At 38.3% G+C, this 11,043-nt stretch carries 12 protein-coding genes, 5 tRNA genes and 1 pseudogene; 14 read left to right on the top strand and 4 right to left on the bottom strand.

Annotated elements, in window-relative coordinates; all coding sequences use genetic code 11:
* Nucleotides 1–733: peptidylprolyl isomerase (locus tag IJF99_RS01015; RefSeq protein ID WP_292790827.1), on the top strand; the 733-nt coding region annotated here is incomplete at its 5' end.
* Between the two features lie 8 nt (nt 734–741).
* Here IJF99_RS01015 and IJF99_RS01010 read toward each other — a convergent pair.
* Entirely contained in the window at nt 742–1,233 is a 492-nt protein-coding gene (locus IJF99_RS01010; protein ID WP_292790825.1) for a fumarate hydratase C-terminal domain-containing protein, read from the bottom strand.
* A 136-nt stretch (nt 1,234–1,369) separates the two neighbouring features.
* Between IJF99_RS01010 and IJF99_RS01005 the strand changes: the two are divergent.
* The 5 genes and pseudogenes from IJF99_RS01005 to sucC form a co-directional block, all read left to right on the top strand.
* Nucleotides 1,370–1,552 (top strand): annotated as a pseudogene (locus tag IJF99_RS01005) (4Fe-4S binding protein); the annotation flags it as partial.
* A gap of 94 nt (nt 1,553–1,646) precedes the next feature.
* The gene (locus tag IJF99_RS01000; protein WP_292790823.1) at nt 1,647–2,780 is read left to right on the top strand and encodes a 2-oxoacid:acceptor oxidoreductase subunit alpha; all 1,134 of its coding nucleotides are present in this window, start codon (nt 1,647–1,649) and stop codon (nt 2,778–2,780) included.
* Entirely contained in the window at nt 2,780–3,643 is an 864-nt protein-coding gene (locus IJF99_RS00995; protein WP_292790819.1) for a thiamine pyrophosphate-dependent enzyme, read from the top strand. The genes IJF99_RS01000 and IJF99_RS00995 overlap by 1 nt, the downstream gene beginning before the upstream one ends.
* 9 nt (nt 3,644–3,652) lie before the next feature.
* The gene (locus IJF99_RS00990) at nt 3,653–4,201 is read left to right on the top strand and encodes a 2-oxoacid:ferredoxin oxidoreductase subunit gamma (RefSeq protein ID WP_292790817.1); all 549 of its coding nucleotides are present in this window, start codon (nt 3,653–3,655) and stop codon (nt 4,199–4,201) included.
* Nucleotides 4,202–4,210: 9 nt separating this feature from the next.
* A complete protein-coding gene (gene sucC, locus IJF99_RS00985) occupies nt 4,211–5,329 on the top strand; it encodes an ADP-forming succinate--CoA ligase subunit beta (RefSeq protein WP_292790815.1) in 1,119 nt (372 codons plus the stop codon).
* 61 nt (nt 5,330–5,390) lie between these two features.
* On the opposite strand, the gene twy1 is transcribed toward sucC, so the two are convergent.
* Nucleotides 5,391–6,308 (bottom strand): 4-demethylwyosine synthase TYW1, encoded by a 918-nt coding sequence (twy1, locus tag IJF99_RS00980; protein ID WP_292790813.1) that lies wholly within the window; start codon nt 6,306–6,308, stop codon nt 5,391–5,393.
* Between the two features lie 119 nt (nt 6,309–6,427).
* On the opposite strand from twy1, the gene tpiA reads away from it, so the two are divergent.
* On the top strand, nt 6,428–7,096 hold the full coding sequence (gene tpiA, locus IJF99_RS00975; protein WP_292790811.1) for a triose-phosphate isomerase: 669 nt from the start codon (nt 6,428–6,430) through the stop codon (nt 7,094–7,096).
* 9 nt (nt 7,097–7,105) lie between these two features.
* Nucleotides 7,106–8,323, top strand: coding sequence for a phosphoglycerate kinase (locus tag IJF99_RS00970; RefSeq protein WP_292790809.1), 1,218 nt, complete (start codon nt 7,106–7,108; stop codon nt 8,321–8,323).
* Here IJF99_RS00970 and thiE read toward each other — a convergent pair.
* Together thiE and thiM are read right to left on the bottom strand one after the other, a co-directional pair.
* Nucleotides 8,320–8,940, bottom strand: a complete 621-nt coding sequence (gene thiE, locus IJF99_RS00965; RefSeq protein ID WP_292790807.1) for a thiamine phosphate synthase — start codon at nt 8,938–8,940, stop codon at nt 8,320–8,322. The two genes, IJF99_RS00970 and thiE, sit on opposite strands and share 4 nt — an antisense overlap.
* A complete protein-coding gene (gene thiM / locus IJF99_RS00960) occupies nt 8,937–9,803 on the bottom strand; it encodes a hydroxyethylthiazole kinase (RefSeq protein WP_292790805.1) in 867 nt (288 codons plus the stop codon). The genes thiE and thiM overlap by 4 nt, the downstream gene beginning before the upstream one ends.
* A gap of 116 nt (nt 9,804–9,919) precedes the next feature.
* On the opposite strand from thiM, the gene IJF99_RS00955 reads away from it, so the two are divergent.
* From IJF99_RS00955 to IJF99_RS00930, 6 genes are all read left to right on the top strand, one after another.
* A tRNA-Thr gene (locus IJF99_RS00955) sits at nt 9,920–9,993 on the top strand.
* 114 nt (nt 9,994–10,107) lie between these two features.
* Nucleotides 10,108–10,182, top strand: a tRNA-Pro gene (locus IJF99_RS00950).
* Nucleotides 10,183–10,186: 4 nt separating this feature from the next.
* Nucleotides 10,187–10,260, top strand: a tRNA-Tyr gene (locus IJF99_RS00945).
* Between the two features lie 121 nt (nt 10,261–10,381).
* Nucleotides 10,382–10,453: transfer RNA gene (locus tag IJF99_RS00940), tRNA-Asp, on the top strand.
* 29 nt (nt 10,454–10,482) lie between these two features.
* Nucleotides 10,483–10,556 (top strand) — tRNA-Lys (locus IJF99_RS00935).
* A 43-nt stretch (nt 10,557–10,599) separates the two neighbouring features.
* Complete coding sequence (locus IJF99_RS00930; protein ID WP_292790803.1) at nt 10,600–10,833, top strand: DNA-directed RNA polymerase subunit H; 234 nt, start codon at nt 10,600–10,602, stop codon at nt 10,831–10,833.
* The last annotated feature ends 210 nt before the right edge of the window (nt 10,834–11,043 follow it).

Here is an 11,043-nt window from a genome sequence, read left to right as displayed (position 1 = left end):
GGCTATAGATAACGGAGATTTTGTTAGAGTAAACTTTACTGGTAAAATAAAAGACACAGAAGACGTATTTGATACTACTTATGATGAAATTGCACAAGAAGCAGGAATTTTTGAAGAAAAGAAAACCTACAAACCAATCCCAATTGTTGTAGGAGGAAACCACTTATTGCCTGCTATTGAAGAAGCAATCATCGGATTAGAAGAAGGAGACAAAAAAACTATTGAAGTGGATTCCGAAAATGCATTCGGCCCTAGAGACCCTTCCTTAATTCAATTAGTGCCTATGAGAGAATTCAAAAAACAAGGCATGACTCCATTCCCAGGAATGAAAATCCAATCTGAAGGAGCAACAGGTAAAATCTTAACAGTTAACGGTGGAAGAGTAAAAGTTGACTTCAACCATGAATTAGCAGGAAGAGACCTTGTTTACGATGTTGAAGTAACTGAAATCATCCAGGACGAAGAGGAAAAAATCAAAAGCATGATCGAGTTACATTATGCTAATCCTAATGTTGACATCGATAAAACCGAAATTGACATCGTTGACGGTGTTGCAAACATCAAATTGGATGAAATGTCCAAATTCGACCAACAGTCCTACATGGACATTACCTTTGCAAGATTCAGAATTGCTAAAGACATTTGGGACAACATCGATGAGATTACAAAAGTCAATTTCGTAGACGCTTTCGAGAAAAAAGAAGAAAGCGATGATGAAGAAGACGAAGAATAGGTCTTCTTTTAAATTCTTTTTTTATCCTGGATTGCTACAATTCCAGGAATATCTTTTACTTTCAATTCAAAAACGGCTTCCATGCCCTCATTTTCAAATAAAACACATTTCTTTTCCAAAACTTTGCTTGTAAGCAATGCTGCCACTGGAGGCGTTATTACAAAAATGGAATTGTTTTCAGCCAACGCATCGGCTGTCTTTTCACTGAGCATCCCCTTTCCGATATGGATTTTGACGCCTGCCTTGCTTAACGGCTCAATTGAGGATTCAATTTCAAGTTTGCTGCTTGTTGTTGGGGCGATTCCCGCATCGCTAAATGCGGTGTGCATTATTGCCGCTCCCTTCAAATCAAAAGGCACTTCATCTTTTCTAATCAGTTCAACAAGTTGTGGAAGCGCCGCATCACGGCCAGTATATATTGTTCCCGAAATGCTGATTTGGTCACCGACTTTAAGTTGGGATATTTCATCATCACTGATGGGAGTGGTTAAATCTTTCATGATTATTATTATTTTTTTATTTTTTATTAAGTTTTTTCAATTTATAATGATTTTTCATAAGATATTTAAATGCTTATTAACATATATAATTCATATTCTATCTTAATTTATTATAGAATTTATAGGAGATTATAAATTGATAATTATTGATGAAAATTTATGTAAAGGATGCCACCTTTGCTTATTCATGTGTTATAAGAATGTATATGCTATATCTCCGGAAATAAACAGGAAAGGGGTTCAATTGCCTTTTGTCAAGTTTGAAGAGAGATGTACCAATTGCGGAACATGTGAAGTGGCATGTCCGGATCAGGCTATTGTACTTGACATTCCGGATAACTGGTGGATGGATAAAGACAAAGACATTAATTTTAATCCACACTTTGCAAAAGGGAGAAAGTAGGTGTTAGGAAATGACTGAAGAATATTTTATTCAAGGAAATGAAGCATGCGCTAAAGGAGCAATAGCTGCAGGTTGCAGATTTTTTGCAGGTTACCCTATTACTCCGTCCACTGAGATTGCCGAAACATTAGCACATGATTTGCCGAAAGTTGGCGGTTCTTTTGTCCAGATGGAAGATGAAATCGCTTCCATGGGCGCCATTATCGGTGCTTCTTGGGGTGGAACCAAATCAATGACTGCAACTTCCGGACCGGGCTTATCTTTAATGCAGGAAAATATTGGTTATGCATTTTTAACCGAAACTCCACTTGTAATCTGTGATGTTCAAAGAGGTTCTCCTTCCACAGCTCAGCCAACAATGGGAGCTCAAGGAGACATGATGCAAGCACGTTGGGGTTCTCATGGTGATTATGAACCTATCGCACTGTCCCCGGCAAGTGTTGAAGAATTTTTCTATTTCACAATCAGGGCATTTAACCTTGCTGAAGAGTACAGGGTCCCAGTATTTTTGATGGCTGATGAAACAATGGGACATATGAGAGAGAAAATGATAATAGATGAGGAAAAAATCAACATTGTTCCTCGTAAAATGCCTGAATTGACTGATGATTATTTGCCGTTCGAGCATGTTGAAAATGGAACCACACCAATGCCTGCATTTGGTGAAGGATTCAAAGTTCATATTACTGGATTAACTCATGATGAAAGAGGTTATCCGGACACAAACACTCCCGAAACTCATAGCAGACTTGTTAAAAGGTTATGCGGCAAAATTTTAAACAATAGAGATAAAATTTCATCTGTATTCTCCCAATTCTGTGATGATGCAGACACTGTTGTAATCTCTTATGGATCTCCTATAAGGGCGGTTATCGAAGCTGTTCTTAAAATAAGAAAAGAAGGTAAGAAGGTAGGTTATATTAAAATAGATACTCCATGGCCGTTCCCTGAAGAACAGGTTCTTGAATTAACACAGGGCGCAAAAAACGTCATTGTCGTTGAAATGAACCTGGGACAAATGTATTGGGAAATTGAAAGATTGCTGAAAGAACAGAACAATGTTCATTTCATGGGCAAAATTGGAGGATTGCTGCCGACACCTGATGAAATTATTTCAAAAATAAATGAAGTGGAGGGAAAATAATGTCAGAAGAAAAAACCAACAGATTTCTCCCATATTTGAGAGAAGAAAGACTTCCTCATATCTTCTGTCCGGGCTGTGGAAATGGAGCAGTAATGAACGCTTTTCTAGCAGCTATGGAAAAGGCAGAAATGGATTTCGACAATATTGCGATGGTTTCCGGAATTGGTTGTTCCTCAAGAATTCCAGGTTATCTAAAATGCGATTCTCTTCACACCACTCACGGACGCGCATTAACATTTGCAACCGGTTTAAAGATAGCCAATAAAGATTTGGACGTAGTTGTATTCAGCGGAGACGGTGATGCGGCATCCATCGGTGGAAATCATTTAATTCATGCTGCCAGAAGAAATCTGGATATCACTATAATATGTATTAACAACAACATTTATGGAATGACCGGAGGTCAGGTCAGCCCTACATCTCCAAAAGGCATTGTTGCAACAACAGCACCTTATGGAAATTATGACACTCCATTCAAATTAGCCGAACTTGTTGCAGGTGCGGGTGCAAGCTATTCCGCTAGATGGACTACAGTCGAAATGGAAAATCTGGTATTGTCCATTAAGACAGCATTAAAAAATCCAGGATTTTCATTTGTTGAAGTGGTTACTTTATGCCCAACTTACTTCGGCCGTAAAAATAGGCTTAAGACCCCAACCGCTATGGCTGCAGTAATGAAAGCAAATACAGTTTACAAATCCGCTGCAGATAGAATGAGTGAAAAAGAATTGAAAGACAAAATTGTTGTTGGAGAATTTGCCAATAAACAAAGGGATGAACTCAGCGAAGTACTTGATAAATTTAGTATTGAGAATTCAGGAGGAAAAACTCTTGTCAATTCCGCATACAAAACAGAATTTTAGGTGAATAATATGAGAACAGAAATTAGAATTTGTGGATTTGGAGGTCAAGGCATTATCCTTGCAGGAATTATTTTAGGTAAGGCTGCAAGTTTATTTGATGGAAATGAAGCTGTTCAGACTCAATCCTATGGCCCCGAAGCTCGTGGAGGAGCTTCTAAATGCGAAGTTGTCATTGACAACAAACTGATCGAATATCCTAAAGTTCAAAATCCCGATATTTTAATAGCAATGTCTAATGAGGCGTTACTTAAGTATATCGATGATTTAAAAGATGAGGGCACTTTAATTGTTGATCCCGGAACAACTGACGTTGATGAAGTCAGGGACTTTATTGACGAACATAATATTAAGGTTTATGAAGCTCCGGCTACACAGACCGCAATGGAGGACATAGGTCTTAAAATCGTAGCGAATATTGTTATGGTTGGAGCAATTACAAAAATTTCTAAAGTCATATCAAAAGAGGCTGTTATTAAAGCGGTTGAGGATAGTGTTCCTAAAGGAACTGAAGAAAAGAATATCGCTGCTTTTGAAGCCGGATATGCTTTAATTGAGTAAGGTGTTATAATGAGATTTTTTGAAAATGTAGCAAAACAAATTTTTAATGATGAGGGGATTCCAATTCTTGAAGGTCATGTGGTTTACTCTCCTGAAGAGGCCATGTCCGTATTTTCTGAAATGGAAGTTCCCGTTGTAATCAAGGCCCAGGTTTTAACTGGCGGCAGAGGCAAAGCCGGTGGGGTTAAATTCGCAAATAACCCTGGTGAAGCATTGAAAGTTGCCGACGAAATCCTAGGAATGGAAATTAAGGGCGAAAAGGTAAAACACCTTTTAATTGAAGAAAAAGCCGATATAATTAATGAATTTTTCGTAACAGTGTCCGTTGATAGGGGTGCTAGAAGACCTGTAATCCTTGCAAGTAAGGAAGGGGGGGTTGAAATTGAAAACTTGGCTAAAACCAATCCTGAAAAAATCATTAAATATTATCCGAATCCTTTACTTGAATTCTTACCATATGAAGCTCGTGAAATCGCACGTAAAATGGAAGTTCCGTCCGAACTGATCTCTCCAATTGGAGACATTATCTGGAAATTGTATAAGGTGTTTACCAAATACGATGCGGACACAGCTGAAATCAACCCATTGGTACTGACCCCTAAAGGGGTTATAGCCGCTGATGCGAAACTTGTCGTTGAAAACGATTCCTTATTCAGGCATCAGGACCTGGTTGAAAGACTACACTATAAAAAGAAAGCTGTGGACTTTGTTCAATTAGATGGGGATATCGCCGTAATAGGTAACGGTGCAGGTTTGACATTAACTGCAATGGATATGATTAAGCTTAATGGTGGAGAACCGGCCACATTCTTGGATATCGGTGGTGGCGCTTCCGAACACATTATCAATCAGGCATTAAACATCGTTTTAAACTATGATCCTGTAAAAGTGGTGTTCCTGAATGTTTTAGGTGGTATTACTAAGGCTGATGATGTGGCCCGCGGTGTAATCAAGGCTTTGGAACAGGCTGACCGTAAGGTGCATATCGTTATCAGATTGACAGGTACCAATGAAAAAGAAGGTCAAAGACTTTTAGAGGAAGCAGGCATTCCATTCGAAACATCTATGGAAAAGGCTGCCCGTAAAGCCGTTGAGCTTTGTGAAGAATTAAAGGCTGAAGGCAAATAATTTTGCTATATTAAAAAATCAATTAACACTAAAAAAAAGAGTTAGATGTATCTGGAAGTTTTCATTCGAGCAGTACGACTCGACTGACTTCAGATTCATTTACTAATTCTTTACCACATGCATCACCAATTTTTGCAGCGAAATCTTTGATTTCGTCAAATGTAGGCATATTTTCCAAGGTTAGTCTTTCACGTGAGGAGCCCACATACATATATGCCTTGATTTCGACATAATCGGGGTCGGCTTTTTTTATTAATTTCCCATACTCTTCAGGGTTTTCCATATTTTTTCCCTTAACGCAGGTATTCCTTATGCATGTGCGTGAATCAAAACTGGCCAAGGTTTCAAGTGATTCATTTAAATTGCTCCAAGCATCATTTATTCTGGGTCTGCAGACTTCCTTGTATATTTTCTCGCAAGGTGCATCCAAGGAAAGGTACAGTTGATAGGGATCGTTTTCCAGATTGCGCAGTCTGTCAACGCACTGCCCGTTACTTACCACAAATGTTGTAAAGTCGCGGCGATTGAACTCGCCAATCAGCTCATCAATCTTAGGATAAAGAGTAGGCTCTCCCGCAAGGGATATTGCGGCATTTGTCGGATTTGTCATCTCTTCCAATTTCTTTTTGTTTGCTTTGCCATTTCCATAATAGCCGCATAATAAATTATTTTGAGCTTTAATGGCTTCGTCAACTATGACCTTTGGCTCATCATACTCCTCATCTTCCCAGCTTGTCTGCGTGTATGTCAAATCTCTCCAGCAGAATTCACATTCCTGCTGGCAGTTTGGTACTGCAGGAGACATTTGCAGGCATCTGTGGGACTGAATGCCATAGAACTTTTCCTTATAACAAACGCCTTTGTCAACTAGGCTCTGGCGTGTCCAGTGGCATGTTTTTACAGCCGCATGGCCATGCTTGCCGACGAACCTATATCCGCTTTTTTCCAATTTTTCGATTTGGCTTTTATTGAATGACATAAAATCAGATTAATTTATAGCTCTGATACTATATACATTTTACACTTTCAAATCTAAATCAAAAATTTATTAATAATGTTCTCTATATATTTAATTAAAAAGTTATTGTGGGAATTATTATGGACACTCCAATTGTAATATTAAACTATAAAACTTATTTGGAATCAAGTGGTTTAAATGCTTTAGAACTTGCACATGACTTGGAGCGTGCTGCTAGCGAATCTGGAATTACCATGGTTGCAGCGCCTCAAACAGCAGATATCTATAGGATTAGCGAAGAGACCTCAATCCCTATTTTCGCACAGCACATAGATGCAATTTCTCCCGGAGGACACACCGGTTCTAACTTAATCAATACTTTAATCGAGGCTGGAATTAGCGGATCTTTAATAAACCATTCTGAAAACAGGATGAAACTTGCAGACATTGCTGAAGTAATAAGATTATGCGGGGAAAATGAAATCGAATCATGCGTATGCACCAATAACATAGAAACCTCAAAAGCTGTCGCTGCTTTAAATCCTGTTGCTGTGGCTGTCGAACCTCCTGAACTTATCGGCACAGGCATTCCAGTTTCCCAGGCACAACCTGAAGTTGTCGAAGATACAGTTAAGGAAGTCAAAGCAATAAATAAACATGTTAAAGTATTATGCGGAGCAGGTATTACAACTGGTGACGATATGAAAGCAGCTATGGATTTGGGTGCTGACGGAGTATTGCTCGCATCCGGAATTATAAAAGCTGAAAACCCTAAAGATGCTTTACTTGATTTGGTAAGTAAATTATAGAGTGAGAAAATGGCTAAAGAATTTAATACAATCGATGATTTTGACGTTGAAGATAAAACAGTTCTTGTAAGGATAGATATCAACTCCCCTGTGGACCCAAGTTCAGGAATTATCTTGGATGACACTAGATTAAAACTACATGCTCAAACAGTTAAGGAGCTGTCAAATAAAGGCGCGAAAGTTGTATTGCTTGCCCACCAGTCACGTCCCGGCAAAAAGGATTTTTCAACATTGTCCCAACATGCCGATGCTTTGTCTGATATTTTAAATTTAAGGGTGAAATATATTGATTCATTATTTTCCAATTCTGCAAAAGAAGCGATTAAATCCTTAAGACCTCATGAGATTCTCTTACTTGAAAATGTAAGGTTTTTCTCAGAGGAAACTCTTTCAAGAACTCCATTGGAACAATCCAAAACACATCTTGTAAGTCAACTGTCTCCTTTAATCGATTATTATGTCAATGATGCATTTGCAGCCGCCCACAGGTCTCAGGCATCATTAGTCGGATTTACAGTCAACACTCCTTCCGCTGCCGGAAGAGTGATGGAAAAGGAATTGACCGTAATTCAAGACGCACTTGATAATGTGGAGCATCCATGCGTATTTTTACTTGGCGGAATGAAACCGGAAGACTCCATAGATGTTATGGAGAATGTTTTAAGTAATGGAACAGCCGATTCAGTTTTAACAACAGGTATTGTTGGAAATATAGTATTATGGGCTTCCGGAGCAGATATTGGTGAAGTCAATAGGGAATTCATCATAAGTAAAGGATATGAGGATATGGTTGCCAGGTCCAAAAAGTTAATTGATGAATTCGGCGATAAGGTAAAATACCCTATTGATGTGGCCTGCGAAATCGAGGGGGAGAGAAAGGACATTGATAATAATGAAATCCCTAATGAAGCTATTTTCGATATTGGTGTGAAGACTATCGCATTTTATGCAAAAGAAATAAGGGACGCCAAATATATCTTTGCCAATGGTCCTGCCGGAGTATTTGAAGACCCTAAATTTGCAATGGGTACAGAAGATTTGATAAATGCAATGGCAAATTCCGATGGTTTTACATTAATCGGAGGCGGACACATCGCTGCGGCTACATCAGGTCTCGGTTTAGAGGAGTATATGAGTCACTTGAGCAGTGGTGGCGGAGCTTGCATAAGCATGCTCGCCGGTAAAAAATTGGCAGCCGTAGAAGCTTTAAAAAATAGTAAAGATTAGCTATTAAATATTTTTAATAGCTTTTCGGAAGATTTTTTAGGTTCATCTGAGCTCATTATTGCACTTACAACAGATAGTCCTGCAATTCCAGTATCAACCAGTTCATGGGCATTTTCTAGTGTTATTCCTCCAATTGCCACTACAGGAATATCAATTGAATCCACAATTTCTTTTAAATCGTTTTTTGTAATTTTTGGTGCATCGTCCTTGGTTGCGGTTGGGAATATTGCTCCGGATCCAATGTAGTCCGCACCATCTTTTTCCGCTTTTTTTGCTTCATCAATTGTTGCGGCTGAAACACCTACAATCTTATCCTGGCCCACAAGCTTTCTTGTAACGTCACACGGCATGTCTGATTGGCCGACATGAACCCCATCCGCATCGATTGCAAGAGCAACGTCAACCCTGTCGTTGATTATTAAGGGGACACCGTATTTTGAGGTGATCTTTTTCACTTTTAAAGCAAGGTTATAAAAGTCAAGTGTATCTGCGGTTTTTTCTCTAATCTGAACTACACTGACCCCTCCTTTAATGCCTTCTTCTATTGTTCTTAAAAATTTTTCCACATCATCACTTCTGTCTGTGACTAGGTAGAGTGATAAGTCTAATTTTTTCATAATATCTTAATGTTTGATTCGTTGATTAGGGTTTCGCTATTGGTTTTATAGAGATAATCAATCAAATATGTTCTGAATGAACCGGTTCCCTCATTTTTTTCATCTACTTTGGCTCTTGCTTTTTCACCAGCAATGTTCATTGCCAGAATTGCTATGAGGCTTCCATCAAATGGATTTGACCCTCCAATACAGCTTCCAACGATTGATGATAACATGCATCCGCTTCCTGTGATTAATGGCATCATGTCATCCCCATTGTCAATCGCTACGGTTGTTGTTCCGTCACTTAGGATATCGATTGGACCGCTGGCCAGAATCACTGTGTTCAATTTTTCAGCAAGGCTGCAGATCAAATCTCCATTTGCTTTCAGGTTTTTGTAAGTGATTATGTCATCAGCATTAACGTCAACGCCCTTTGCGGTGTTGCTTTCATCTAGAACTCCTACTAATTTTGCAATTGCTTTAATTTCACTGATGTTGCCTCTTATTGCGGTGATATCATAATTTTCAATTAAATCCAAGGTTGTTCTGTTTCTAAGTTCGGTTACACCGACACCCACAGGGTCCAAAACGATTGGGGTGTTTGTTTTATTCGCAGTTTCGGCACTGATTTTCATTGATCTGATTTGGTTTTTGCTTAACTTTCCAATGTTGATAACGAGCACATCTGCGATTGTAACGACTTCTTCCAACTCTTCAGCATCTTCCGCCATAAATGGAGAACCGCCTATTGCAAGAACTGCATTTGCGCAGTCGTTTATTGTCACTGAATTGGTTATGCAATGTGTCAAAGCATTTTTTTCTTTTATCTTTATTAGGGTACTCTCGATTTTATCGAGTAATTCGTTTTCATAATTTGTCATGATTATTAATTATAAATTTTTTATTATTTAAATTTTTTACAAAATGGTCCATTTCATCGTAAAGTATTTAAGTGATATTTAATATAATTTGTATTGTTCTACAATATTGACATATTGCCTCGGTGGCTCAGTCTGGTAGAGCGCGAGACTTGTAATCTCGTGGTCGCGGGTTCAATTCCCGTCCGGGGCTTATTTATCAATAACATTTTTCTATTTTCTGTTATTTTGTATAGTTTATAGAAATGTTTATATACTTGTAAATTTATATTATAATTAGTATGTTATCTACATACATTTTGTGTGTGGGTCCGTAGGGTAGCTTGGTCGATCCTTTGGGCTTTGGGAGCCTGAGACTCCGGTTCAAATCCGGGCGGACCCATTTGCCCGCCTTAGCTCAATTTGGCAGAGCGTTGGACTGTAGATCCAAATGTTGCTGGTTCAAGTCCGGCAGGCGGGATTTCTCAATTTATTTATTTGAAGTCATATACGATTTTGGTGAAAATATGCCTATTTTCCGCAATCTTTATATATGATGAAAATTAGATAATTTGATAGTGTATAATTACTATTACCGATATGCCCTGGTGGTGTAGGGGCTATCATGTGGGCCTGTCGAGCCCGCGACTCGGGTTCAAATCCCGGCCAGGGCGCTCATATCAAAATAGTAATTAAGTCGTATAGGCCTGTAGCTCAGTCTGGCAGAGCGCCTGGCTTTTAACCAGGCGGCCGCGGGTTCAATTCCCGTCAGGCCTGTTTCTAATTTTATATTTTAACTTTTCTATTTGGAGGAAATAATTTGAAAATCGATATTCAAAACCATATGCTCGTACCAAAGCATGAAATCATGACTGAAGAAGAAATTTCAGAAGAATTTAGTGACGTGGATTACGATTTTAAAGACCTTCCTAAAATCAAATCTAAAGATCCTGTTGTGAAAGCTATAGGTGCAGAACCAGGAAATGTCTTAAGAATTACCCGTGAAAGTCAAACCGCCGGGGAATTTATAACTTATAGGATTGTAGAAGATTAATATAATTTTAGAGTGTGAAATTTAATATAGTATAATTTCTGTATTTTTTTGTTTTTTTAGAAATTCATTATAATAAATTTAGAACTTAGTTTGAGAGGAATTATCTTAGGAGATAGTTATGAGTAAATTAAGAATAATGATTAAATGAATTAGTTAATGTTAGGTTAATCCTAATTGTTTTTTATTTTTATTTAGTTAATTATTTTTATA

This window comes from Methanobrevibacter sp., assembly GCF_017406825.1.
Lineage (GTDB): Archaea > Methanobacteriota > Methanobacteria > Methanobacteriales > Methanobacteriaceae > Methanocatella.
Note: the sequence above shows the minus strand (reverse complement) of the source record. Positions and strands in the feature narration are given on the sequence as shown.

Coding starts and splice junctions, on each gene's coding strand:
- thiE (WP_292790807.1), bottom strand. CDS start 8,940: ATGAAAAAATTAGACTTATCACTCTACCTAGTCACAGACAGAAGTGAT.
- IJF99_RS01000 (WP_292790823.1), top strand. CDS start 1,647: ATGACTGAAGAATATTTTATTCAAGGAAATGAAGCATGCGCTAAAGGA.
- thiM (WP_292790805.1), bottom strand. CDS start 9,803: ATGACAAATTATGAAAACGAATTACTCGATAAAATCGAGAGTACCCTA.
- tpiA (WP_292790811.1), top strand. CDS start 6,428: ATGGACACTCCAATTGTAATATTAAACTATAAAACTTATTTGGAATCA.
- sucC (WP_292790815.1), top strand. CDS start 4,211: ATGAGATTTTTTGAAAATGTAGCAAAACAAATTTTTAATGATGAGGGG.
- IJF99_RS01010 (WP_292790825.1), bottom strand. CDS start 1,233: ATGAAAGATTTAACCACTCCCATCAGTGATGATGAAATATCCCAACTT.
- twy1 (WP_292790813.1), bottom strand. CDS start 6,308: ATGTCATTCAATAAAAGCCAAATCGAAAAATTGGAAAAAAGCGGATAT.
- IJF99_RS00970 (WP_292790809.1), top strand. CDS start 7,106: ATGGCTAAAGAATTTAATACAATCGATGATTTTGACGTTGAAGATAAA.
- IJF99_RS00990 (WP_292790817.1), top strand. CDS start 3,653: ATGAGAACAGAAATTAGAATTTGTGGATTTGGAGGTCAAGGCATTATC.
- IJF99_RS00995 (WP_292790819.1), top strand. CDS start 2,780: ATGTCAGAAGAAAAAACCAACAGATTTCTCCCATATTTGAGAGAAGAA.